Below are 24459 nucleotides of genomic sequence, written 5' to 3'. Positions count from 1 at the left end.
GATGATGCTCGCGTTAATGACCGGGCTTGCCGCCTGCGGCTCCGTCGATTCGATCGAGCAGGTATTCGACGACGTCACCGGACCGCCGCGGGTCGAGCGTGAGGTGGCCCGCGCGCCGGGAGCCGAAACGCCGCTGCCGCCGGGCGGCGCTACGAGCCGTCCGACGCCGACGGCGCCACCGGGCGCAGCGTCGCAGGAGCCGCCGGCGCCGCCGGCACGGCCGGAAACGGCGGAGGGCCAGCCGACGACCGGCGGGCCGCAGCTGCTGGCTGGGCAAGAGGCCGAACCGCAGCCGACGCCAGCGGCGCCAGCGACCGTGGTACCGCAGGCACGGCCGGAGCCGCCGCAAACGGCGGCGGGCCAACCGACGCCAGGCGGACCGGTATTGCTGGCGGAGCAAAGGGCTGAGCCGGAACAGACTTCAGACGCGCCGCCGCCAGCCCCGCGGCCGCAGGTTCAAGCACGGGCCGAAGAGCGCCCGCCGGCCCCGCAAGCCACGCCGCCGGCCGCAGCCGGCCAAGGCAGTCTGGCAGAAGCAGCGCGCAGCAACGAAACCGATGACGGCCGCAAGGTCGTGCCCGGTCCCGAGGGCGGCAGCATCACCGGGGCGCTGGAGCGGCGTATCGACTCGCTTTTCGGTTCGTCGGCGCCGGCGCCGGTCGTCGAGTCGAGCGTTACCGAAGCGAATATCACCGGCGGTTGGGTGCTGAATGAGGAGGACGGCCTGCGCACGTGCGCACTGACCTTCTCCTCGCGTGAAGCCGGCAGCCAGGTCGCCGCCGCGCAAGGCTGCTCGGGCCTCGCCGCGAGGGTTTCCTCCTGGGGCCTGTTCGGCAGTGACCTCCTGCTCAACGATTCGGGCAAGACGGTCGTTGCCCGGCTCAGGCCGAGCGGCGAACAGTGGTTCGGCTTCACGCTGGGTACCGGAATACCGGTCATCCTCGCTCGCGGCGGTTAGGTTCCTTCCTGGCGGTTAGGAATTGTTAACCGACAACCTGCGACAATTCGGGCATTGGCCGGAACCCGGCCAATGTCAGCAGGGGGCGCCGTGGCGCCGTAACGAAGCCGTCCGTCGGAGACCGCGCATGCGGCGTTGAGCGCCCGAAAGGAGTGCCCGATGGACCGGCTCGTTCGCAGCAGAGGATTTTGCAGTACGGCTGGCGCGCTTGCGCTCGCAGGCGGCGTGTTGTTCGCGCCCGCCGCGGCGGATGCCGCCGTGTGCATGCAGCACAAGATGCTGGTGTCCTATCTCACCGAAAGATTCGACGAGACGCCCCGCGCCCTCGGCCTCGTCGCCAGCCGCAACGTGATGGAGGTCTATGTCTCCGAGAAGGGGACCTGGACCATCGTCATGACAACGGTTCAAGGGGTTGCCTGCATCATCGCCGCCGGCGACACCTGGGAGGCCGTCAAGGTCGCGATGGCCGAGGACCCGGAGTACTGAGTCTCGCAACATTGCTTTGCCGGGTGGGATTGGACCTTGTCGCCGCGCCGCCGCCACGACGGTCATGTGCCGCACCGGCGCCATCTCACACCCGCGGTGCGTTGAAGGTGTCGCAGTCCTCCGGGCTTCCCGATTCCAGACCGCGTTCGAACCAGTTGTGCCTCTGCTCGGAGCTGCCGTGGTTGAACGCCTCCGGCACCACGGTGCCTTGGGTGCGCCGCTGGATCATGTCGTCGCCGATCTGGGCGGCGGCATTCAGGGCCTCCTCGACGTCGCCTTCTTCCAGCAGGCCCTTCCGATCGGTGTGGCTTGCCCACACGCCGGCCAGGCAGTCGGCTTGAAGCTCGAGCCGGACGGAGAGTTCGTTGCCTTGCCTTTCGGTCATCGCCTGGCGGCGGCGCTGGAACTCCGGCAGCGTGCCGAGCAGGTTCTGTACGTGATGGCCCACCTCATGGGCTATGACATAGGCCTGGGCGAAGTCGCCGGGCGCATTGAAACGCCGCCGCAGCTCCTCATAGAAAGCAAGGTCGATGTAGAGCTTCTCGTCGTTCGGACAGTAGAACGGCCCGGCGGCGGCGCCTGCGAAGCCGCAGGCGGACTGCACCTGTCCGCTGAACAGGACCAGCGTCGGCTCCCTGTAGTCGCCGCCGTTGGCCGAGAAGATCCGCTGCCAGACGTCCTCCGTTTCCGCCAGCACGACGGCGACGAAGTCGCGCAGCTCGTCTGCCCCTGAAGCGCTCTGGCCGGACGGGCCACTTTGTTCGGTGGACGTGGTTGTGTCTTCCAGAAGCTGCATCGGGTTGATGCCGAACACCAGCATCAGGACGACGATCACGATCAGCCCGCCGATGCCGCCGCCGGTCCCGCCGACCGCAATGCGGCCGCCGCGACCGAAGCCTGCCCGGCTGAACCCGCTTTGGCCGCGGCGGTCCTCGACATTGGCGCTCTGCCGTCGTCCTCGCCAACGCATCTCTTGCTCCCCGCGCTCATGATCTGCGGGGTAAGCTAAAGCCGCGCCGCAGACCGGTCAACATACAGGCCGCGACGCCGCCCGGCCCCTGAGACATTCCGCGTCATCGCGTCGGCTTGAACGCCGGCTCCATTCGAGCTAGTCAAGCGGCGGCGGCTCTGGCCTGTATCAGAACGGGGAGAAAAACTTCATGGCGCGCAGCAAGATCGCACTCATTGGCTCGGGCATGATTGGCGGCACCCTTGCCCATCTCATTGGCCTCAAGGAGCTTGGCGACGTGGTTCTGTTTGACGTCGTCGACGGCTTGCCGCAAGGCAAGGCGCTGGACATCGCCCAATCGTCGCCGGTGGAGGGTTTCGACGCCGGCTTCAGCGGCGTCAACTCTTATGAAAAGATCAAGGGTGCGGACATCTGCATCGTCACCGCGGGCGTGCCCCGCAAGCCGGGCATGAGCCGCGACGATCTGTTGGGCATCAATCTGAAGGTGATGGAGCAGGTCGGCGCCGGGATCAGGAAATATGCGCCCGACGCCTTCGTCATCTGCATCACCAACCCGCTCGACGCCATGGTCTGGGCGCTGCAGAAGACCAGCGGCCTGCCCAAAAACAAGGTCGTCGGCATGGCCGGCGTGCTCGATTCAGCCCGCCTTCGCTATTTCATCGCCGAGGAGCTTGGCGTGTCGGTGGAGGATGTAACGGCCTTCGTCCTTGGCGGCCACGGAGACACGATGGTGCCGCTGACGCGCTACTCGACGGTGGCCGGCATCCCGCTCACCGACCTTGTCAAGATGAAATGGATTACGCGCCAAAAGCTCAACGCAATCGTTCAGCGCACCCGCGACGGCGGCGCCGAGATCGTCGGCCTGTTGAAGACCGGCTCGGCCTATTACGCACCGTCCTCTGCCGCGATCGCCATGGCCGACGCGTTTCTCAAGGACAAGAAGCGGGTGCTGCCATGCGCCGCCTGCCTGCGCGGCGAATATGGCCTCAAGGACATCTATGTGGGGGTTCCGGCGGTGATCGGCGCCAAGGGCGTGGAGCGCATCGTCGAGATCAACCTCAACCGGTCCGAACGCAAAATGTTCGAAAAATCGGTCGCCGCAGTGCAGGGACTTATCGAGGCCTGCAAGAAGATTGCGCCGGGGCTGGGCAAGAACTAAGAGCGGGGATCGCGCCAAATCCCGGCCGCGATGGCCTGCGGTCCCGCGGATAGGCCATGGCATTGCGGTCAGCGATGATGTGATGGCCTGGGCACGTGGCGCGCCACGCCCCGGCCGTCTGACGCCGACCCAGGCGAACGCTAGGAAATCCATGAATATTCACGAATATCAGGCAAAGCAGGTTCTCAAAGCGTTCGGCGTGCCGATGCCGCGCGGCAATCCGGCGTTCACCGCCGATGAGGCGGAAGCGGCGGCGAAAAAACTCAGCGGGCCGGTCTGGGTGGTCAAGGCCCAGATTCACGCCGGCGGCCGCGGCAAGGGCGGCGGCGTCAAGCTGGTGAAATCCATTGGCGAGGTGCGCCGCGAGGCCGAGCGCATGCTCGGCAGGACGCTCGTCACCCACCAGACCGGGCCTCAGGGCCGGATCGTCAAGCGTCTCTACATCGAGGAGGGCTCACGGATCGCACGCGAGCTTTATCTCTCCTGCCTGGTCGACCGGGGAAGTTCGCGCATCGCCTTCATCGCATCGACGGAGGGCGGCATGACCATCGAGCAGGTGGCAGCGGAAACGCCGGAAAAAATCGTCACCCTCACCATCGATCCGGCCTCGGGACTGCAGCCGTTTCACGGCCGCCGTATCGCCTACGCGTTGAAGCTTGAAGGCGACCAGGTCAAGCAGTGCGTCAAGCTGGTTCAAAGCCTCTACCGCGGTTTTATCGACAAGGACGCAAGCCTCATCGAGATCAATCCGCTCGTCGTGACCGAGGATGGCGATCTGGTCTGCCTCGATGCCAAGATGAATTTCGACGACAACGCGCTTTACCGCCACCCCGAGATCGTCGAATTGCGCGATCTCGACGAAGAGGACCCGGCCGAGGTCGAGGCCTCCAAGCATGACCTCAACTACATCAAACTCGACGGTACCATCGGCTGCATGGTCAATGGCGCGGGGCTTGCCATGGCGACCATGGACATCATCAAGCTTTACGGCGGAGAGCCCGCCAATTTCCTCGACGTCGGCGGCGGCGCGACCAAGGAGCAGGTGATGAACGCCTTCAAGATCATCCTCTCCGACGAAAACGTGCAGGGGATCCTGGTCAACATCTTCGGCGGCATCATGCGCTGCGACATCATCGCCGACGGGGTGGTGGCGGCGGCAAAAGAACTCGATCTCAAGGTGCCCCTGGTCGTGCGGCTCGAGGGCACCAATGTCGACAAGGGCAAGGAGATTCTGAACCAATCGGGGCTTGCCATCATCCCCGCCGACGATCTCGCCGACGCCGCCGAGAAGGTGGTTGCCGCTGTGAAGGAGACGGCCTGATGTCGGTGCTGGTCGACAAGGATACCAAGGTTATCTGCCAGGGCTTTACCGGGGCGCAGGGCTCGTTTCATTCCGAGCAGGCAATCGCCTATGGCACGCGGATGGTCGGCGGGGTTACGCCTGGCAAGGGCGGCACGACCCATCTCGGCCTTCCGGTGTTCGACACGGTTTCCGACGCGGTTGCAACGACCGGCGCGACCGCCAGCGTCATCTACGTGCCGCCGGCATTTGCCGCCGATGCCATTCTCGAAGCCATCGACGCAAGGCTGGCGCTCGTCGTCTGCATCACCGAGGGCATCCCGGTGATCGACATGGTCAAGGTCAAGCGGGCACTCGCCGGCTCCGCGACCCGCCTGATCGGCCCCAACTGCCCCGGCATCATCACGCCCGGCGAATGCAAGATCGGCATCATGCCGGGCCACATCCACAGGCCCGGCTCGGTCGGCATCGTCTCGCGGTCCGGCACCCTGACCTACGAGGCGGTGGCGCAGACGACGGCCGCCGGCCTCGGCCAGACGACCTGCATCGGTATCGGCGGCGATCCCATCGGCGGCACCAACTTCATCGACTGTTTCGACCTTTTCCTCGCCGACCCGAAGACGGAATCGATCGTCATGATCGGCGAGATCGGCGGCGCGGCGGAGGAGGAGGCGGCGGAATTCCTCAACGCCTCGAAGGTCAAGAAACCGGTGGTCGGCTTCATCGCCGGCGTCACCGCGCCGCCCGGACGGCGCATGGGCCATGCCGGCGCCATCATCGCCGGCGGCAAAGGAGGGGCGCAGGACAAGATGGAGGCGATGCGGGCTGCCGGGATCCGGGTCGCCGCTTCGCCCGCTGCTCTCGGCACCACCTTGTTGGAACTCCTGAAATCATAGGCCGTTCAGGCGAATTTTTTCCCCGTGCACTAGCGCCCTCCAGCGCAAGCGCCTACCTTAAAAACTGAAACGGCAACCATTTTCGGTGTATCGGGGTGGCACGCCCCCACCTCTCGGAATTGGATATGGCACGACAAGACGCCAACGACGCCTTCCAGCGGACGTCTTTCCTGTATGGCGGCAACGCCTCCTATATCGAAGACCTCTACGCGCGCTATCAGGACAATCCCGGCGCGGTCGACACCCAGTGGCAGGCGTTTTTCGCCAGCCTCAAGGACGAGCGCGCCGACGTGGCCGCCGAGGCGCGCGGCCCCCGCTGGAAGCGCCCCGACTGGCCGGTGGCGCTCAACGGCGAGTTGGTCGCGGCTTTCGATTCAAACTGGGAGCCGGTCGAGCGCGAACTTGGCGCCCGCATCGAGGCCGGCGCCCAGGCCCGCGGCGTTGAGATCACCCAGGCCGACATCCTGCAGGCGACCCGGGATTCGGTGCGCGCGCTGATGATGATCCGCGCCTACCGCGTGCGCGGCCACCTTTACGCCGATCTTGATCCGTTGAGGTTGGAGTTGCCGAAGCACCATGCCGAACTCGACCCGGCCAGCTACGGCTTCACCGATGCCGACCGCGACCGGCCCATCTTCCTCGACAAGGTTCTGGGGCTGGAGTTCGCTTCCATTCGGCAGATGCTGGCGATCCTCAAGCGCACCTATTGCTCCACCATCGGCGTCGAGTTCATGCACATTTCCGAGCCCGACCAGAAGCGCTGGATCCAGGAACGTATCGAGGGGCCGGACAAGGGCGTCGGCTTCACGCCGGAAGGCAAGAAAGCGATCCTCAATAAGCTCATCGAGGCGGAGAGCTTCGAAAAGTTCCTCGACCTGAAATATACCGGCACCAAGCGGTTCGGCCTAGACGGCGGCGAATCGATGGTTCCGGCGCTCGAGCAGATCATCAAGCGTGGCGGCCATCTCGGCGTCGAGGAGATCGTCATCGGCATGTCGCATCGCGGCCGGCTGAACGTGCTCGCCCAAGTCATGGCCAAGCCGCACCGCGCCATCTTCAACGAATTCAAGGGCGGTGCCGTCAACCCCGAGGACGTGGCGGGCTCGGGCGACGTGAAATATCACCTCGGCGTTTCCTCGGACCGCGAGTTCGACGGCAACAACGTGCACCTGTCGTTGACCGCCAACCCCTCTCATCTGGAGGCGGTCGATCCGGTGGTGCTCGGCAAGGTGCGCGCCAAGCAGGACCAGAGGAACGACGGCGACCGCAGCCGCGTGCTGCCGCTGATCCTGCACGGCGATGCCGCCTTCGCCGGACAGGGCGTGGTCGCCGAGTGCTTCGGCCTGTCCGGGCTGCGCGGCCACCGCACCGGCGGCGCGGTCCACTTCATCATCAACAACCAGATTGGGTTCACCACCACCCCGCATTGGGGGCGCTCCTCGCCCTATCCCTCCGACGTTGCCAAGATGATCGCGGCGCCCATATTCCATGCCAATGGGGACGACCCGGAAGCGGTTGTCTACGCCGCCAAGGTGGCGACCGAGTTCCGCCAAAAATTTGCCAAGCCGGTGGTCGTCGACATGTTCTGCTACCGGCGCTTCGGCCACAACGAAGGTGACGAGCCGGCCTTCACCCAGCCCTTGATGTACAAGAAGATCCGCAGCCACCCTCCGGTCGCCGAGATCTACGGCAGCAAGCTTATCGGCGAAGGACTGGTGCCGGCGGACGAGATCGACCAAATCAAGGCCAAGGTTCGAGCCCATTTCGACGCCGAGTTCGAGGCGGCGCAAAGCTACAGGCCGAACAAGGCCGACTGGCTGGACGGCGCCTGGGCCGGCTTCAAGACCGTTGACCGCGGCGACGAGCGCCGCGTCGGCAAGACCGGCGTCAAGAGCGACGCGCTGAAGGCGATCGGCCGGTCCCTGTGCGATGTGCCGCCCAACTTCAACGTCCACCGCACCATCCACCGCTTTCTCGACAATCGCCGCAAAATGATCGAGGAGGGCGCGGGGATCGACTGGTCGACCGCCGAGGCGCTGGCCTTCGGCACGCTGCTCAAGGAAGGCTTTCCGGTGCGCCTGTCCGGCCAGGACACAGAGCGCGGCACCTTCTCGCAGCGCCACGCGGTGCTGTTCGACCAGGAGAACGGGGAGCGCTTCACGCCGCTCAACAATCTCGGCGCCGACCAGGCACGCTTCGAGGTCATCAACTCCATGCTCTCCGAGGCGGCGGTTCTCGGCTTCGAATATGGCTACAGCCTGGCCGAGCCCAAGGCGCTGGTCATGTGGGAAGCGCAGTTCGGCGATTTCGCCAACGGTGCACAGGTTATCATCGACCAGTTCATCTCGTCGGGCGAGCCCAAATGGCTGCGAATGTCCGGTCTGGTCATGCTGCTGCCGCACGGCTATGAGGGCCAGGGACCGGAACATTCCTCGGCACGGCTCGAGCGCTTCCTGCAATTGTGCGCGGAAGACAATATGCAGGTCGCCAACTGCACCACGCCGGCCAATTATTTCCATATTCTGCGCCGCCAGCTGCATCGCGACTTCCGCAAGCCGCTGGTGCTGCTGACGCCGAAGTCGCTATTGCGCCACAAGCGCGTCGTCTCCCAGCTCGACGCGTTCGGCCCGCGCTCGGCATTTCGCCGCGTCTTGTGGGACGACGCCGAGGGCAAGGCCGACGGCGGCAACAAGCCCGTCAAGGACGACAAGATACGCCGCGTCATCCTGTGTTCCGGCAAGGTCTATTACGACCTCTACGAGGAGCGCGAGAAGCGGGGACTGAACGACGTCTATCTGTTGCGCGTCGAGCAGCTCTACCCGTTCCCCGTCAAGGCGCTCATCGGCGACCTTTCGCGGTTCAAAAAAGCCGACATCCTCTGGTGCCAGGAGGAGCCGCGCAATATGGGCGCCTGGTTCTTCGTCCAGGACTATCTGGAGTGGGTGCTGCGCCAGATCGGCGCCAAGCGGACCCGTCCCCGTTATGCCGGCCGGCCGGCTTCGGCGTCGACGGCGTCCGGGGTGATGAGCAATCATCTGAAGGAACTCAAGGCGTTCATGGATGAAGCGTTTGCCGACTAAGCGGCGCGGACGAACCGCCCGATCGGGCATTGAGAGGATGGGAGCGGCATGACAGTCGAAATTCGGGTTCCAACCCTCGGCGAGTCGGTCAGCGAGGCAACGGTCGGGCAATGGTTCAGGAAGAAGGGCGAGGCCATCCGGGCCGACGAGCCGTTGGTCGAGATCGAAACCGACAAGGTGACCGTCGAGGTGCCGGCGCCGGTCTCCGGCACCGTCTCGGAGATCCTGGTCGGCGATGGCGAGACCGTCGAGGTCGGCGCCCTGCTTGGCGCGATTGCCGAAGGCGAAGTCGGCGCCACGGTAATTTCTGGCGGGCCCGAGCCGATCGGTTGCAAACCCGAGCCGGCTGCCCCGCCACCCGCGCCGCCGGTCGCGCCGGAGGCCAAGCCCAAGCCGCACGGCGATGGCGGCGAGCTCCCGCCGACGCCGGCCGCCCGCAAGATGCTGGCGGAAGCGGGGCTCACCGCCGAAGACGTCGCGGGCACCGGCAAGCGCGGCCAGGTTCTCAAGGAGGACGTGCTCGCGGCCCTCGGAAAGGTTGCGCCCGCAGCGCCCGAGGCGCCGCCGCCGCCGCCCGCGCCTTCAGCCCCGGCTCCGGCCCCCATCGAGGTCCGTGCGCCGTCGCCGGCCGACGATGCCGCCCGCGAAGAGCGGGTGCGCATGAGCAAGCTGCGCCAGACCATCGCCCGCCGGCTTAAGGATGCCCAGAACACGGCTGCCATGCTGACCACCTTCAACGAGGTGGACATGAGCCGGATCATGGCGCTGAGGGCCGAGTTCAAGGAGCTTTTCGAGAAGAAGCACGGCGTCAAGCTCGGCTTCATGGGCTTTTTCGTCAAGGCGGTGATCCAGGCCCTGAAGGACATCCCCTCGGTCAACGCCGAGATCGACGGCACCGACCTGATCTACAAGAACTACTATCATATCGGCGTCGCCGTCGGCACCGAGAGGGGGCTGGTGGTTCCGGTGGTGCGTAACGCGGACAGCCTGAACCTCGCCGGAATCGAGATGGCCATCAACGACCTGGCGCGGCGCGCCCGCGACGGGCAGTTGACCATCGAGCAGATGCAGGGCGGCACCTTCACCATCTCCAACGGCGGTATCTACGGATCGCTGATGTCGACGCCGATCCTCAACGCGCCGCAGTCGGGCATTCTCGGCATGCACAAGATCGAGGACCGGCCGGTGGCCATCGACGGCAAGGCCGAAATCCGGCCGATGATGTATCTGGCGCTCTCCTACGATCACCGTATGGTCGACGGCAAGGACGCGGTCACTTTTCTGGTCCGCGTCAAGGAGGTGATCGAGGACCCGCAGCGGTTGGTGCTCGACCTGTGACGAGCTACGACCTCGCTATCATCGGAACCGGGCCGGGCGGATATGTCTGCGCCATCCGCGCGGCGCAGCTCGGCATGAAGGTCGCGGTGGTCGAGAAGCGTCCGACCCACGGCGGCACCTGCCTCAATGTCGGCTGCATCCCTTCCAAGGCGCTTCTGCACACCTCCGAACTGTTCGCCGAGGCCGGCCACGCTTTGCCCAAGATGGGCATCGGCGTCGGCAAGCCGAAGCTCGATCTCAAGACAATGATGGACCACAAGGCCGAGACCGTGGAGGCCAACGTCAAGGGCGTCGAATTCCTGTTCAAGAAGAACAAGATCGATACCCATCGTGGGACGGCGAAGATTCTCAGCCCGGGCAAGGCCGAGGTGAAGCCCGACAAGGGCAAGGCGCAGCTCCTTGAAACCAAGAATATCGTCATCGCTACGGGCTCCGACACGGCCCGGCTTCCCGGCATCGACATCGACGAGGAGCGCATCGTCTCGTCCACCGGCGCGCTGGAGCTCGCCAACGTCCCGAAAAAGCTGATCGTCGTCGGCGCCGGCTTCATCGGCCTTGAGCTCGGCGCGGTGTGGCACAGGCTCGGCGCGCACGTCACGGTCATTGAGTTTCTCGACCGCATCCTGCCCGGCATGGACCTGGAGATAGCCAAGACCTTCCAGCGCAGCCTCGCCAAGCAGGGTTTTTCCATCAGGCTGTCGTCGAAAATCGCCGGCATCGACGCCAAGGGCAAGAGGCTCAAACTCTCGGTCGAGCCGGCCAAAGGCAGCAAGGTGGAGAAGCTGGAGGCGGACGTGGTGCTCGTCGCCGTCGGCCGGGTGCCCTACACCGAGGGCCTCGGTCTCGAGGAGGCGGGCGTCGCCCTTGACGAGCGCGGCCGGGTGAAGACCGACGGCCGCTTCAAGACCAGCGTCGAGGGCATCTACGCCATCGGCGACGTCATCGCCGGCCCCATGCTCGCCCACAAGGCGGAGGAGGACGGCGTCGCGCTCGCCGAAATTCTCGCCGGTCAGGCGGGCCACGTGAATTACGATGTGATCCCCGGCGTCGTCTACACCCAGCCGGAGATCGCCGCGGTGGGCAAGACGGAAGAAGCGCTGAAGGAGGCGGGCATGGCCTACAATGTCGGCAAGTTCCCGTTTTCCGCCAACGGCCGGGCCCGCGCCATGCTGAAGACCGAGGGGCTGGTCAAGATCCTCGCCGATGCCGCGACCGACCGCGTTCTCGGCGCCCACATCATCGGCCCGATGGCCGGCGAGCTGATCGCCGAATGCGCGGTGTTGATGGAGTTCGGCGGCTCGGCTGAGGATCTGGCGCGCACCTGCCACGCCCACCCGACGCTTTCGGAAGCCGTCAAGGAGGCGGCGCTCGCCGCCGGCAGGCGTGCCATCCACATCTAATCCAGATAAAGCTCGACGCGGTCGGCGCGGCCGGCGGCATCGATCACCGTCACGGTGGAAAAGCCCTTGCCGTCCGGCGTCCAGAGGATTTGCCGGCGGCGGGCGGGCATCGTCAGCGGCACGCCGTTGGCAAGCCAGCGGAACGGCGCGAGCCCGCCCTGCACCTTGATGACCAGCGGCTCGGCCGCGCCGTACTCAAGACCCAGTTCGACGCGGGCGCCGTTCGGCGGATAGGCGATGCTCGGCGCGGGCGCCGCGGCCATCATCCGGCCCCGCCCGTCGGACGGGGTGAAATGGCGCAGCGGCAGGGGCAGCTCGGCGGTCGTGGCAAGAACCGCGTCCCGCGGCGCTGGCGGCAGCGGCGCGCGTTCTGGCGAGATGCGCGCGAAGGCGTCGAACAGGATGGGCGCCGCGGCGTTCCGCCCAGTGAAATCCGCGACCGAGCTTCCGTCCGGCCGCCCGACCCAGACGCCGATAACGTGCCTGCCGTCGAAGCCGATCGCCCAGGCGTCGCGATAGCCGTAAGACGTACCGGTCTTGTAGGCGATGCGCCCTCCGGCGGCATGGACCGGCGGCGGCACGCCGGTGAGGATGTCGCTCACATACCAGGCCGCTGTCGCGCTCACGACGTTTGCCGGGGAATCCTGCGGCGGCGCGTCGGCCCGCTCGGTGAGCGCGACCGCCCTGCCGCCGCGCGGAAAGGCGGCATAGAGCGATACCAGGTCCTCAAGCGTCACCCCGACGCCGCCGAGCCCGATGGCAAGCCCCGGGGCTTCGCCGCGCGGCAGCAGCGGCGCGGCATTTGCGCGGCGCAGCCTCGCCATCAGCCGCGCCGGCCCGACGGCATCCAGAAGCATGACGGCCGGCACGTTGAGCGACATTTGCAGCGCCTCGCTGACGGAGACGCTGCCCTGATAGGAAAGGTCGAAATTGTGCGGCCGGTAGCCGGTGAAATCGGCCGGGCGGTCCTCGATCAGCGTCGCCGGATGGACGAGGCCGGCTTCGAAGGCAAGGGCGTAGATGGCAGGCTTCAGCGTCGAGCCCGGCGAGCGCAGCGCCCGCGTCATGTCGATTTGGCCGGCGCGGGCTTCATCGAAAAAGTCGGCCGAGCCGACGCGCGCCAATATCTCGCCGGTGCCATGGTCGGCGACCAGGACCGCCACCGAAAGCTTGGCGCCGAGGGCGCGCGCATGCTCGCGCGCCAGCTCTTCCAGGGCCGCCTGCCAGGGCCGTGAGATCGTCAACCGGACGCTCCGGCTGGGCGTTTTGGCCAGGGCGGCATCGGCGGCATGGGCGGCAAGGGCGGGAAAATCGCGGCGGAGCGCATTGAGCGGCCGGGCCGCGGCGCGTTCGGCTTGCGCCGCGTCGATGACACCCGCATGGGCCATCCGCGCCAGCACCCGGTCGCGTGCCGTCTTGGCGGCCGCCGCGTCGCGGTCGGGCCGACGCGCCTCCGGCGCCTGCGGCAGGGCGACGAGCAGCGCCGCTTGAGCGGGGTCAAGCTTGCGCGGCTCCGTGCCGAAATAGGCGAGCGAGGCCGAGCGCACCCCTTCGAGATTGCCACCATAGGGCGCAAGCGTCAGATAGGCGGTCAGGATCTCGCGTTTGGTCAGCCGCCGCTCGAGCTGCAGCGCGGTCAGGATCTGGCGAAGCTTGACCGTCAGCGAGCGGCCGGCGCGGGGCTTGAGCAAACGGGCAAGCTGCATGGTCAGCGTCGAGCCTCCGGAGACGATGCGCCCAAAGCGGATCATCTGCAGCGCGGCGCGGCCAAGCGCCAGCATGTCGACGCCGCGATGGGCGTGGAAGCGCTTGTCCTCATAGGCGACCAGCATGGCGAGAAAGGCGGGGTCGATCTCGTCGAGCACCACCGGCAGCCGCCAGAGGCCGTCCGCGACCGCGTAGGGCCTGAGCAGCGCGCCGTCGCGGTCGACCACGGTGGCCGAAGTCTCGATCGCCTCGACGCGCGGCGGCGGAAAGGCCCGGTCGAGTGCGTAGAGGCCGCCGACGCCTGCAAACACGAGCGCCGCGAGCGCAAGCAGGATGAGCGGCGCGCGCCTCATTGGGCGCGCACCCAGACGACCTCCGTTCGCCCGGTCTCGGTGCGCGCGTTGAGGTGCGGCCGGTACATGTCCTCGACCAGCGCCGCGGGTCGGACATAGCGGCCGGGCGAGACGGCGCGGACCACATAGGCGAGCGTGAAGCCGCGCGCTTCGTCGCCCTTGCGGTCGAGCGCCGCGACGAAGCGGTCGTCACGGAACTCCAGATGCGCTGCTTCGGGCTTTTCCGCAAGCCAGGCGAAGGCGGAAAGATCGGCGCTGTCGACGAGCCCCGGATTGTCGATCTCGAAGCCCGCCGGCAGCATGTCGACGACGAGCACCCGCGAGGGCCATGCATTGTCCTCGCGCACCTGCAGCACCACGACGAAGCGCTCGTTCTGGCCGACGGTCGCCGGATCGACCGGCGTTCCGTCGAGCGCGTAATAGGCCCGCCCGATCGCAAAGCCCTCGCCGCCTGAGGGCTCCGGCGCGTCGCGTACACCGGTGAGCGTCAGCACCGCCTCGACCGGCCCGTCGCCCGTGTTGGCGATGCTGACGGGCGCCGCGGCCAGCGTCTCGGCAGAGTAGTTGCGCACGAAATTGCCGGTGACGGGCGCACCGTCGAGCGCCAGCGCGATCGCGTTGTCGCCTTCGAGCAGCGCGTGGGCTGCCAGCAGCAGCCAGGCATTCTCCTGGGTGCTGGTGAGGCGTTTTTCGGCTTGCGCGGCGGCGACGAAGTCGACGAGCTGCGGAAGGGGCACAAGCGGCGGCGCGACCTCGGCGGCGAGCGCCAGCATCGCCGCCCCGTCACGCAGCCTCGTCCCATAGTCCGACCGCGACAGATTTTCCGGCCCGACGGTGCGCAGCACGGAAAGAGCGGCGGCGAAGGCAATGCTGGCGCGGCTGCGCTCTCCATAGAGCGCCAGCGCCGCGCCGATCTGCGCCTTGGCGAGCGGCGAGGCGAAATCGCCAAGCTTGGTGTCGGCGTAGTAGCGCAGATCGCCGACGGCCGCCCGCCGGTTGCGCGCCAGCACATAGAGCGCATAGGCGATGTCGGCGCCGCCGCCCGTGACTTCGCCGGAAAAGCTGAGCGTGTTCCGCAGGTTGTCGAGGGCCTGGGAGAAGGTCCGCTCCGGCACCTCGAAGCCGCGCTCGCCCGCGCGGGTCAGAAAGTCCGTCACATAGGCATCGAGCCACAGATCGCCGCTGCCGGGGCCCCACAGGCCGAAGCCGCCGGCCGCGGACTGAAATGAAGCAAGCTTGTAGACCGCGTCCTGGATGCGCTTGCGCAGCTCGGGCTCCTCACCGAGCCCGCTCGCTGCGGCGACCTCGGAGAGATAGAGGAGCGGCAGGGCACGGCTGGCGATCTGTTCCGCGCAGCCATAGGGGTAGCGGTCGAGCGCGTGCAGGAAGGAGGGCATGTCGAGGCGGCCGGCGCGCGAGATCGACACGCTCACCGCGCCTGTGCCTGCGACGCGGTCCGCCAGCATGTCGGCGGTCAAAGCCAGCCGCCCGCCCGGCTCGAGCGTGACGATGCGCCGCTCGGTTACCGGCGGCTCAGCCGGGCGCACGGCGAGCGTCAGGCTTTGCGAGATTTCCGCGCCGTCAGGCGCAACCAGACGCACATTCAGTTCTCCGGTGCCGACCGCGCGCGCGGAAAGGGTCACGTCGAGGGCCGCGCGGCTTTCCGCGGCGAGTTCGATCGCCTGTCGCGGCGTGCCGACGGCGATCTCGTCGCTGGCCTCGACGATCAGCTCATAGGCGCCCGCCGGCCCCTCCCGATTGTCGATGTCGAGGCGCAGGCGCGAGGAATCCTCAGGCGCAAGAAAGCGCGGCAGGCTGGCTGTCACGACCACCGGATCGCGGACGATGACGTCGGCGACGCCGTGGCCGACGCCGGCGGCGCTCCAGGCGACCGCCATCAGCCGCAGCGTGCCGTTGTATTGCGGCACGTCGAAGCTCACCTGCGCCCTACCGTCGGCGTCCGTCTCGACGATGCCGGAAAACAGCGAGACCGGCTCCTGCGTCGGCGGGCTTGCGGCAAGCGCCACAGGCGTGATGTCGCCGCCGGAGCGGATTTGGCCACGCGCGCCCTGCATGCCGTCGATAAGCTGGCCGTAAACGTCGCGGATCTCGACACCGAGCTTGCGCTGGCCGTAATACCAGGCCTCCGGGGCCGGTGGATCAAAGCGGGTCACGTTGAGGATGCCGACATCGACCGCGGCGACGGTCAGAAAGGCCTTTTCTCCGGGTTTGAGGCCGGCAAGGCGCAGCGGCACCGTCAGGCTCCCGCGGGGACGGGCGATCTCCGGCGCGTCCATGGAGATGTTCAGCGTGCGGGCGCTGGTGTCGAGCTTCGCCCAGCTAAGGCCGAGCGCGCGTGCCGGCATGTGGCCCGCGGCGATATCGGTTGGCCGATAGAGCGAAACGGCGACGTAGGCGCCGGCGCCCCATGCCTCGGTCACCGGCAGTTCGACGCTGGCGCGGCCCTCATCCACCTCGACCGCCTGCAGGGCGATCAGGCTCTCGCCCATCACGGTGACGAGCGCCGCGCCCTTGTGGCGGGCCGTAAAGCTGACGGTGGCCATATCGCCGGGGCCGTAGGCTTGCCTGTCGAGCGACACTTGGAGATTGTCCGGCGTATCGGCGGCGCGCGCCTCGACATACCAGCCGGCGGTGAAGTCGATGCTGGTCGCAGGCGCCCCGGCGCCAGCGCCCGTCACCTCCAGCCGGTAAAGGCCCCATTCGACGCGCGCCTCGATGCGCGCCGGGGCGCCGGCGGCAACATCGATCCTTCCGTCTGCGACGCGGCGGGTGAAATCGACCGCCTCGAACGACCAGGAGCCGTTCAGCCGGTACCACTGATAGTTCCGCTCGACCTTGGAGAGCTGCCAGGCGAGGCCGCCGAGCGCCGAGCGCCTTCCCGCTTCGTCGATGGCGATGACGCTGAAGCCGGCGTTCTCCCCTTCGCCGACGCGGTCGTCGGCGAATAGCGGCCGGATGCCGATCATCGCGCTCTCGGGCGCGACCGGCAGGGCGAGCGCGCGCTCCACCGCGCGGCCGCCGCCCTCGCGCATGCGCACCGTAACGGCTGCCTCCAGCGGGCGGGTCGTATCGGGCAATGCGCCGACGCTGAGATCGAAGCCGGCGTGGCCCGCCTCGTCGGTGACGGCCAGGCCGGCGAGCGGCTCGCGCAGCGGCGCCACCTCCTCGTCGGCAAGGCCAAACCGGTATCCTGGATAGGCGGCAAGCGTTTCTGTCGGCTTGACCGTGATCTCGCCTTCGAGCCGCAGGCCCGCGGCCGGCGCGCCATAGAGGAACCGGCCCTCGACCTCGGCCGCAACCGCGCCGTCGCGCGGCAGCATGTCGGCTTCGGCGGTCAGGTCGAACTCGATCCGGTCGGGCACGAAGTCCTCGACCAGGAAACGCGCTTCGGCGATCGCCGGGTCCTTGGGCGCGGCGTGGGCGGCGACCCGCCAGGTGCCGCGCATGGCGCTGTCCGGCACGGCAAAAGCGACCGCATAGCCGCCGAAGCCTGCGTCCTGGCCGACGATGCGGCGATATTCGACGCCGTCCGGCCTATGGAAGATGAAGGTCAGCGGCAGTCCTTCCACCGCCTCGGCTTGGCGGTCGCGGGCAAGGCCGACGAGGTGGACGATGTCGCCCGGCCGGTAGATGCCGCGCTCGGTATAGAGGAAAGCGTCGATCGGCTGCGGGGCTTCGCGCCCGGCAACCCCGCGGTCGGACAGATCGAAGCCCGGCGCGGTGAGGTCGAGGAAGGCATAATCGCCCAGAGCGCCGCTCGCCGTGACCAATGCCGGGGCAAGGCCGCCCGTGCCGCGCGTCAGGCCCGCTTCGAAGATAGCATGGCCCTCGGCGTCGGTCTGCGCCTTGCCGAGCACCTCATTGTTGCGGGCAACCAGTATCAGCGCGGCGTCGGCAAGCGGCGCCGCACTCGACAGCGATCGGGCGAAGACATTGAGGCCGTCCGACCCGGTGATCCCCGCCAAGCCGATGTCGGAGACGATGAACCATTGCGTCGCACGGGCTTTCCAAGTTTGCGCCTCGTCGCCCTTTGGCCGCGCCACCATCACATAGACGCCGGGAAGACGCTCGCTCAAGGCCTCGTCGATGGGAAAGCTGGTCGTCACTTCCCTGTTGAGCTCGGTGTCTACGGCAAGGGTGCCCTGCCACAGGCGCTGGCCGAGCCGGTCTGAAATCTCGTCTGAGTCATATTCGTTGAGCTGGCTCAGGAACTTGCCGTCGACGACGGCCTCGGCCAGCGCCCGGTCGCCGATCCGGTAAAGCTCGATTTCGACGCTGTCGGTATTGACCGAGACGAGCGGGATGCCCTGGGCGCCGGCGCGCGGCAGCACGAAGTTGCGGCCGGTAAAGCGCACCGAAGGCGTCCGGTCGCGCACATAGACGTTGAGCACCACCGGCGTCTCGATTACCTCGTCGACGGTCGAGGGCAGGCCGGCGCGCAGCGCGATGCGGTAGCGCCGGCCGTGGGAAAGCCCCTCGACGCAAATCTGCCGGCCTTCAGGCTCGACGGCGGCGGGCGGCGCTCCGTCGACGGTCACGAAGCTTAAAAAATCGGTGCGCCCGCCGGGCAGGTCCTCGGAGAACTGGACGCAGACGCGCGGGGAGGCTGCATCCGAATCGACCGAATAGTCGATGACCCTGAACCCCTTCTCGGCGCGCAGCCTGTTGAAGGCGGCGTGGATGGCCGGGGAGTCCGCCTCGGCGAGGCTCGCCTTATAGGCTTCGAGCGCCGGGCGAAAGACCTGCTGGCGCTCCAGCGCCCGGGCGAGAAGCGCCAAGGCCTCGGCGCGCTCGGACCCGGCCGCAGACAGGCCGTAAGCGTTCAGGGCGGCAAGGCCGGCATCGGCCGGAAACCGGTAGCGCTCATCGTAATCGGCCGGCTCGGCATCGAGCAGCGCCCGGGCAAGACCGGTCCAGGCGGAGAAAAACTCCGGCGTAACGGAAAGCACGCCGCGGAAATGCTCCGCCGCTCGGCGCGCGTCGCCGCTCGCAAGAGCCGAAGCCGCGGCGGACAGCAGCACCGTCAGGCTGGCGGCCGGCGCTGTGGCGGCGCGGCGCAATTGAAGCGCATATCTTTCCGCCTCCTCGGGCATCGATTCCGGCAGGAAGGCGAGCGCCGGCGGCCTTTCCGCCGTCTCGGGGCCGGCGACGACGCGGCCGGCGACGGCGCCGGGAAACAGTCTCGGCTCGCCATGGTCGCTCTTCAGGAAGCACCATCTGGCGCGCACATTGTAGGTGAAGGCCCTGCAGGCGCTGTCGCCAAGGCAGGCTGCCTTGCACTGGTCGAGGTCGACCTCTTTCACGGTGCGCAGGTCGAAGCCGAAATAGTCGGCATCCTCCGTGACGATAATGCGGGCGCCGGGCGACAAGTCCTGTGCCTCGGATGCTCCGGAAACCAGCGCGAACAGGGAAGCCAGCAGGAAGACCAGTCTCCAAGACGAGCGCATGACTGCACCTCCGAAGCTCCGAGAAAGGCTGAGCCGCCATTGTGGGCGCAGTCGGAGATTTTGTCACGCCGGCGCGGCAAAATCTTGATGGCCGGACTGGCGCCCGCGCCCGCCGGGCCGGACTGTGGCGGCGGGAGGAAGCGGATCGCCGCTTCGCCGGCGCTCACACGTCGAAGAACACCGTCTCCCGGTCGCCTTGGATGTTTATGTCAAAATCGTAGACGGGGATGTCGCCGTCCTTGCGCGGCGCGATCAGGGTTGACCGGCGCGCCAGGTCGATCGATTCCAGCACCGGGTCCTCGGCGTTGGCCGCCGTCTCGTCCTCGAAATAGATCCGGGTCACGATCCGCTTGAGGACGCCGCGGGCGAAGACGGCGACGCAGATATGCGGCGCCTGCAGCGTGTTGCCGAGGCCGGGCACGCGGCCGGGCTTGAGCGTGGTGAAGGAGAACGAGCCGTCTTCGGCGGTGGCGCAGCGGCCGAAGCCCCTGAACCCCTCGGTCAGCGGCTTGTCCTGCTGGTCTTCCGGGTGCGTGTAGCGGCCTGCCGGGTTTGCCTGCCACAGCTCGATCAGCCCGTCTTTGATCGGCGCGCCGTCGCCGTCGAGAAGCCGGCCGACGATGCGGATCTTGTGCTCGTCCGCGCCGCTGACGCCGGCGGTCAGATCGTTGGCGACGAGCTCCGGGAAACCGTAGGAGCGCCCGGCGAGCGCATAGTGGAAGAACGGCCCGATGGTCTGGCTCGGGCTGACATTGCGTTCGGACATCTCAGTTGTTCTCCCTCGGCGTCGCCTCGCGGCCGCGCAGCACGATGTTGAAACGGTAGCCGAGCGCCCATTCCGGCCTGGTCAGGCTCAGATCGAACTCCGAGATCAACCGCTGGCGCGCCTTCTCGTCGGGAACCGAGTTGAAGATCGGGTCGAACGGGAACAGCGGGTCGCCGGGGAAATACATCTGCGTCACCTGGCGGGTGACGAAGCTCGGCCCGAACAGCGAGAAATGAATGTGCGCCGGGCGCCAGGCATTCGGGTGGTTCTTCCAGGGGTAGGCGCCGGGCTTCACCGACAGAAAGGTGTAGTTGCCCTTTTCGTCGGTGACGCAGCGCCCCGCGCCGGTGAAATTGGGATCGAGCGGCGCGTCGTGCTGGTCGTTGACGTGGATGTAGCGGCCGGCGGCGTTGCACTGCCAGATCTCGATCAGCGTGTTTGGCACCGGCCTTCCGCTCTCATCGCGCACCTGGCCTGAGACGATGATCCGCTCGCCGAGCGGCTCGCCGTCGTGCTGGCGGGTCAGATCGTGGTCGAGCGGCCCGACCGATTCTTGGCCATAGACCGGCCCGGTGATCTCCGACAGCGTATGAGCCAGGGGAACCAGCGGCCGATTCGGGTGGCGCAGCGCGGTGCTCCGGTAGTCGGCAAAATCGTAAGGCGGCTCGTCCTCGCTCGCCAGCTTGTATCCGATCGGATCGGCCACGGCGTATCCTCCTTTTTTTGTTTGCGCCCTTACACTTTGGTTCCATGCGCCTTGGCGGTGCGTTCGTTGAGCGCGCGCAGCGCCGCAAGCTCCTCGGCGCTCGGCGCGGGCGTCTCGGCGACATCGGCCGCGAAGGCGAGCTTCCATCCAGTGTTATCGGCGATTCTCTCGTGCGTCACGCCGGGATGGATCGACTCCACCGTGAACGCCTTGGTCGCCGGATCCGGCTTCATGATACATAAATCCGTCACCAGCAAGGTCGGACCTTTCGTCCCGATGCCGAGGCGGGCGCGCGCGCCGGGTCCATCGCCATGGCCCAGGGAGGTGATGAAATCGAGGCGCTCGACGAGGCCGCGCTTGGATTGCGGCATGACCAGGAATATCTCGCCGCAGGCGGTCGCGATCTCCGGCGCGCCGCCGCCGCCGGGAAGCCGCACTTTGGGTTTGTCGTAGGGGCCGATGACGGTGGTGTTGATGTTGCCGAACCTGTCGAGCTGGGCGGCGCTCAGAAAGCCCACCGAGATGCGCCCGCCCTGTAGCCAGTAGCGGAACATTTCCGGCACGGAAACGACCGTCACTGCGGTGTCGGCGAGCTCGCCGTCGCCGATGGAAAGTGGTAGCACGTCGGGCGCGGTGCCGATGGTGCCGGATTCGTAGATCAGCGTGATGCCCGGCGCGTGGGTGAGCCGGGCGAGATTGGCCGCCGCGCTCGGCAGGCCGATGCCGACGAAGCAGACATGCTCGCTGTCGAGCGCCCGCGCGGCGGCAACGGTCATCATTTCGCTGGCGGTGTAATCCATCGCTTGCGTCATTTGGCCCGGTGGCGGGCGAAGTCTTCGGGCCCGCATTCGAGCACGTTTTCCGTCATCCACGCCAGGAAGGTGTCGCGGTCGCGCGCGATGGCGTCCCAGGCGGTGTAAAACGCGTTGTCGCGCTTGTAATAGCCGTGCGCGTAGGACGGATGAGCGCCGCCGGGAACATGGGCGATGGCCGAGACGGTCCAGGCGGGCAGGATGCAGGCATTGGCCGACACGCCCTCAAGATCATCGACGATCTCCTCGACCGTGACCACGGCCTTCTTGGCGGCAAGAACCACTTCCTTCTGAACCCCGACAATGCCCTCGATGAGCACGTTGCCGGCGCGGTCGGCCCTTTGTGCGTGGATCACGGCCACGTCGGGGCGGATCGCCGGCACCGCGGCAAGGCGCTCGCCGGTGAACGGGCAGGCGATCGACTTGATGTTGGGATTGACCTTGACAAGGTCGGTACCGAGATAGCCGCGGAACACCGCGCAGGGCAAGCCGGCCGCGCCCGCCTCGTAGGCGTTGGCCATGGCGGCGTGGCTGTGCTCCTCTATTTCAAGCGGCCGCGGCCAGCCATTCTCCACCGCGTCACGCAACCGGTGCAGCGAGCCGACCCCTGGATTGCCGCCCCAGGAGAAGATCAGCTTGCGGGCACACCCCATGCCGATCATCTGGTCGTAGATCAGGTCCGGCGTCATCCGCACCAGGGTCAGCTCGCGCCGCTTCTGGCGGATGATCTCGTGCGCCGCGGCGAAGGGGATGAGATGGGTGAAGCCTTCAAGCGCGACGGTGTCGCCGTCGCGCACCATCTCGGCCACCGCGGCGGCAAGGGATGTGATGTCGGGGGCCGCCATGCCCTGTCCTTCCAGATCGCGCCCGTCCCGCGAATGATCGCGGCAATCCTCTAGCGAACGGGGCCCGCGGGAGCAAGTCGTGTCGCGCGGTGACGCTAGGAAAAATCGCTCGGCAGGGTGCCCGTACTCCGTTCGTACTCTTTTCTCGAATTGCCATAATGAAATATAGTCACCTTGCATTGGAGGGAGGCGCGACCAAAAAGAAGCCGTCTTCGTCCATTATCAAAAAAATCGGACGAGCCGCTTTTCGGCGGCGAGACCTTGATCACACGAGGGAGGATTACATGCGAGTGAAATACTTGTTGGCGGCGGCCTGCGGCGTCATTGCGATTGCCGCAGCCGCGCCGGCTTTCGCCCAGACCAACCTGGAAAAGCTATCCGGTTTCAAGACCACCGGCGTGACCGAATTCCAATATATCGAGCAGGGCGGCGACTATGCGGCCCAACTGCGCAAGAATCTCGAGCGGATCAAAATGCCCGCGGGATTCAAGATCGGGCTCTACGCCGTCGTCCCGGATGCCCGGCATATGACGGTGGGCCCGCAGGGCATCGTCACCTTCGTCGGCACCCGCAAGACCAAGGTGTGGTCGGTGACCGACCGCAACAAGGACCGCGTCGCCGACGAGGTGAAGGACTTCGCGCCGTCGCTCACTTTTGCGATCCCGAACGGCCCGTGCTTCTCCAAGGACGGCCATCTCTATCTCGCCGAGCAGAACCGCGTATTGTGGTTCCCGGCGGCGGAGTTCTTCTACGAGAGCCCGGACGTGGCGGCCTTCGCCGTCATCAAGCAGGGCGAACTGATCCCCGTCGAGGAGGAGAGCTTCAATCACACCGCGCGGGTCTGCAAGGTCAGCCCGGACGGCAAGCTCTACATCTCTCTCGGCCAGCCCTTCAACGTCCCGGCGCCTGAGAAGCTGGACTTGTATAGGGAATGGGGAATGGGCGGCATCATCCGCGTCAACACCGACGGCACGGACCGCCAAGTCTACACCTACGGCATACGCAACTCGGTCGGTCACGACTTCAACCCGGCCAATGGCGAGCTGTGGTTCACCGACAATCAGGTCGACGGCATGGGCGACGACATCCCGCCGGGCGAGCTCAACCGCCAAACCGAAATGGGCCAGCATTTCGGCTTCCCGTGGTATGGCGGCGGGTCGGTGCGGACCAACGAATACAAGGACTCCGAGCCGCCGGCGGACATCGTGTTTCCGGCGGTCGAGATGACCGCCCACGCGGCCGACCTGGGCATGATGTTCTACACCGGAACGATGTTCCCGGAGAAATATCGCAACGGCATCTTCTCCGCCCAGCACGGCTCCTGGAACCGGACGAACCCGTCCGGCGCGCGGGTGATGTTCACATCCGTCAATGAGGATGGTTCTGTCGGCGAAAGCATGGCGTTTGCCGAAGGCTGGATCGACGAGAATGGCGAGTTTCTCGGCCGTCCCGTCGACGTCGCCCAGTTGCGCGACGGCTCGATCCTGGTGTCCGACGATCTTGCCGGCGCCATCTACCGCATCTGGTATGAACCGCAGGGCTGACAGGCCTTTGTTGACCGCCCGGGGCGCGCGTCGCCCCGGGTGGCTTCCCGAACGATCCAAGAGCCAATATCCCTATCGAGGGCGCGCCATGCGGTATCCCCATTCGCTGTTTGTGAAGATGGCTCCCCGGACGCTTGCCGCGGTCTTCATTCTGTCCGTCGCCTGCGGCCCGGCGCTGGCCGGCGATGCCCGCGCCGGCCATGACAAGGCGCGCCAGTGCCAGGTCTGCCACGGCCTGGACGGGCTTGCGAAACTGCCGGACGCGCCGCACATCGCCGGCGACAGCGCCATCTACATCGAGATGCAGCTCAAGGCGTATCGCTCCGGCGAGCGCACCCACCCGCAAATGTCGATCGTCGCCCAGGCGCTGAGCGACGAGGACATCTCCGACCTTGCCGCTTACTATTCCGCCATCGAGGTGACCGTTAAGGTCCCGGAGCTTTAGAGCCTTTTCCATCCAGGTTGATGCGCTAGAGCGGTTCATGGTTATAGGGAACTATTTGACCGGGATGATTTTGCGCCGTGGCTAGGCGCGGCTCGCCGGGCGATGCGGTGCATCGGCCAACAGCCGCAACACCGCCACGGCGCAAAAGAACCCGGCCTTCGGTGGGCCAAATCGGCCCACCGGGTTCGTTGCGGCGCTCGCCCGATATCCCGTATCGCGCGTCGCG

17 protein-coding genes are annotated in these 24459 nt (G+C 66.9%); 10 read left to right on the top strand and 7 right to left on the bottom strand.

Annotated elements, in window-relative coordinates:
• Position 1: 1 nt before the first annotated feature.
• Both Q8P46_08155 and Q8P46_08150 read left to right on the top strand, forming a co-directional pair.
• Positions 2–958, top strand: a complete 957-nt coding sequence (locus tag Q8P46_08155; protein MDP2620135.1) for an AprI/Inh family metalloprotease inhibitor — start codon at positions 2–4, stop codon at positions 956–958.
• 159 nt (positions 959–1117) lie between these two features.
• A complete protein-coding gene (locus tag Q8P46_08150; GenBank protein MDP2620134.1) occupies positions 1118–1444 on the top strand; it encodes a hypothetical protein in 327 nt (108 codons plus the stop codon).
• A gap of 85 nt (positions 1445–1529) precedes the next feature.
• Here Q8P46_08150 and Q8P46_08145 read toward each other — a convergent pair whose 3' ends face one another.
• A complete protein-coding gene (locus Q8P46_08145) occupies positions 1530–2414 on the bottom strand; it encodes a neutral zinc metallopeptidase (GenBank protein MDP2620133.1) in 885 nt (294 codons plus the stop codon).
• Positions 2415–2604: 190 nt separating this feature from the next.
• On the opposite strand from Q8P46_08145, the gene mdh reads away from it, so the two are divergent.
• From mdh to lpdA, 6 genes are all read left to right on the top strand, one after another.
• Complete coding sequence (gene mdh, locus Q8P46_08140) at positions 2605–3573, top strand: malate dehydrogenase (protein ID MDP2620132.1); 969 nt, start codon at positions 2605–2607, stop codon at positions 3571–3573.
• A gap of 82 nt (positions 3574–3655) precedes the next feature.
• Positions 3656–4894: an ADP-forming succinate--CoA ligase subunit beta gene (gene sucC, locus Q8P46_08135; protein ID MDP2620131.1), complete on the top strand. Its 1239-nt coding sequence runs from the start codon at positions 3656–3658 to the stop codon at positions 4892–4894.
• The gene (sucD, locus tag Q8P46_08130) at positions 4894–5769 is read left to right on the top strand and encodes a succinate--CoA ligase subunit alpha (GenBank protein MDP2620130.1); all 876 of its coding nucleotides are present in this window, start codon (positions 4894–4896) and stop codon (positions 5767–5769) included. The genes sucC and sucD overlap by 1 nt, the downstream gene beginning before the upstream one ends.
• 125 nt (positions 5770–5894) lie before the next feature.
• Positions 5895–8849: a 2-oxoglutarate dehydrogenase E1 component gene (locus Q8P46_08125; GenBank protein MDP2620129.1), complete on the top strand. Its 2955-nt coding sequence runs from the start codon at positions 5895–5897 to the stop codon at positions 8847–8849.
• A 48-nt stretch (positions 8850–8897) separates the two neighbouring features.
• Positions 8898–10187: a 2-oxoglutarate dehydrogenase complex dihydrolipoyllysine-residue succinyltransferase gene (gene odhB, locus Q8P46_08120; GenBank protein ID MDP2620128.1), complete on the top strand. Its 1290-nt coding sequence runs from the start codon at positions 8898–8900 to the stop codon at positions 10185–10187.
• Positions 10184–11587 (top strand): dihydrolipoyl dehydrogenase, encoded by a 1404-nt coding sequence (gene lpdA / locus Q8P46_08115; protein MDP2620127.1) that lies wholly within the window; start codon positions 10184–10186, stop codon positions 11585–11587. The genes odhB and lpdA overlap by 4 nt, the downstream gene beginning before the upstream one ends.
• Here lpdA and pbpC read toward each other — a convergent pair.
• From pbpC to Q8P46_08085, 6 genes are all read right to left on the bottom strand, one after another.
• Positions 11584–13647, bottom strand: coding sequence for a penicillin-binding protein 1C (gene pbpC / locus Q8P46_08110; GenBank protein ID MDP2620126.1), 2064 nt, complete (start codon positions 13645–13647; stop codon positions 11584–11586). The two genes, lpdA and pbpC, sit on opposite strands and share 4 nt — an antisense overlap.
• On the bottom strand, positions 13644–19115 hold the full coding sequence (locus Q8P46_08105) for an alpha-2-macroglobulin family protein (protein ID MDP2620125.1): 5472 nt from the start codon (positions 19113–19115) through the stop codon (positions 13644–13646). Before Q8P46_08105 ends, pbpC begins: the two co-directional genes overlap by 4 nt.
• A gap of 163 nt (positions 19116–19278) precedes the next feature.
• The gene (gene pcaG, locus Q8P46_08100; protein ID MDP2620124.1) at positions 19279–19881 is read right to left on the bottom strand and encodes a protocatechuate 3,4-dioxygenase subunit alpha; all 603 of its coding nucleotides are present in this window, start codon (positions 19879–19881) and stop codon (positions 19279–19281) included.
• Position 19882: 1 nt separating this feature from the next.
• Complete coding sequence (pcaH, locus tag Q8P46_08095; protein MDP2620123.1) at positions 19883–20575, bottom strand: protocatechuate 3,4-dioxygenase subunit beta; 693 nt, start codon at positions 20573–20575, stop codon at positions 19883–19885.
• Between the two features lie 41 nt (positions 20576–20616).
• The gene (locus Q8P46_08090; protein MDP2620122.1) at positions 20617–21387 is read right to left on the bottom strand and encodes a CoA-transferase subunit beta; all 771 of its coding nucleotides are present in this window, start codon (positions 21385–21387) and stop codon (positions 20617–20619) included.
• Between the two features lie 8 nt (positions 21388–21395).
• Complete coding sequence (locus tag Q8P46_08085; GenBank protein MDP2620121.1) at positions 21396–22244, bottom strand: CoA transferase subunit A; 849 nt, start codon at positions 22242–22244, stop codon at positions 21396–21398.
• A gap of 284 nt (positions 22245–22528) precedes the next feature.
• Here Q8P46_08085 and Q8P46_08080 point away from each other — a divergent pair, with 284 nt between their 5' ends.
• Together Q8P46_08080 and Q8P46_08075 are read left to right on the top strand one after the other, a co-directional pair.
• Positions 22529–23788: a PQQ-dependent sugar dehydrogenase gene (locus Q8P46_08080; protein MDP2620120.1), complete on the top strand. Its 1260-nt coding sequence runs from the start codon at positions 22529–22531 to the stop codon at positions 23786–23788.
• An 88-nt stretch (positions 23789–23876) separates the two neighbouring features.
• Positions 23877–24233, top strand: a complete 357-nt coding sequence (locus Q8P46_08075) for a cytochrome c (protein MDP2620119.1) — start codon at positions 23877–23879, stop codon at positions 24231–24233.
• Positions 24234–24459 lie beyond the last annotated feature (226 nt).

This window comes from Hyphomicrobiales bacterium, from assembly GCA_030688605.1.
Classification (GTDB): Bacteria; Pseudomonadota; Alphaproteobacteria; order Rhizobiales; family NORP267; genus JAUYJB01.
This window is presented reverse-complemented; position numbering and strand designations above follow the sequence as displayed.

Coding starts and splice junctions, on each gene's coding strand:
- Q8P46_08155 (MDP2620135.1), top strand. CDS start 2: ATGATGCTCGCGTTAATGACCGGGCTTGCCGCCTGCGGCTCCGTCGAT.
- Q8P46_08150 (MDP2620134.1), top strand. CDS start 1,118: ATGGACCGGCTCGTTCGCAGCAGAGGATTTTGCAGTACGGCTGGCGCG.
- Q8P46_08145 (MDP2620133.1), bottom strand. CDS start 2,414: ATGCGTTGGCGAGGACGACGGCAGAGCGCCAATGTCGAGGACCGCCGC.
- mdh (MDP2620132.1), top strand. CDS start 2,605: ATGGCGCGCAGCAAGATCGCACTCATTGGCTCGGGCATGATTGGCGGC.
- sucC (MDP2620131.1), top strand. CDS start 3,656: ATGGCCTGGGCACGTGGCGCGCCACGCCCCGGCCGTCTGACGCCGACC.
- sucD (MDP2620130.1), top strand. CDS start 4,894: ATGTCGGTGCTGGTCGACAAGGATACCAAGGTTATCTGCCAGGGCTTT.
- Q8P46_08125 (MDP2620129.1), top strand. CDS start 5,895: ATGGCACGACAAGACGCCAACGACGCCTTCCAGCGGACGTCTTTCCTG.
- odhB (MDP2620128.1), top strand. CDS start 8,898: ATGACAGTCGAAATTCGGGTTCCAACCCTCGGCGAGTCGGTCAGCGAG.
- pbpC (MDP2620126.1), bottom strand. CDS start 13,647: ATGAGGCGCGCGCCGCTCATCCTGCTTGCGCTCGCGGCGCTCGTGTTT.
- Q8P46_08105 (MDP2620125.1), bottom strand. CDS start 19,115: ATGCGCTCGTCTTGGAGACTGGTCTTCCTGCTGGCTTCCCTGTTCGCG.
- pcaG (MDP2620124.1), bottom strand. CDS start 19,881: ATGTCCGAACGCAATGTCAGCCCGAGCCAGACCATCGGGCCGTTCTTC.
- Q8P46_08090 (MDP2620122.1), bottom strand. CDS start 21,387: ATGGATTACACCGCCAGCGAAATGATGACCGTTGCCGCCGCGCGGGCG.
- Q8P46_08085 (MDP2620121.1), bottom strand. CDS start 22,244: ATGGCGGCCCCCGACATCACATCCCTTGCCGCCGCGGTGGCCGAGATG.
- Q8P46_08080 (MDP2620120.1), top strand. CDS start 22,529: ATGCGAGTGAAATACTTGTTGGCGGCGGCCTGCGGCGTCATTGCGATT.
- Q8P46_08075 (MDP2620119.1), top strand. CDS start 23,877: ATGCGGTATCCCCATTCGCTGTTTGTGAAGATGGCTCCCCGGACGCTT.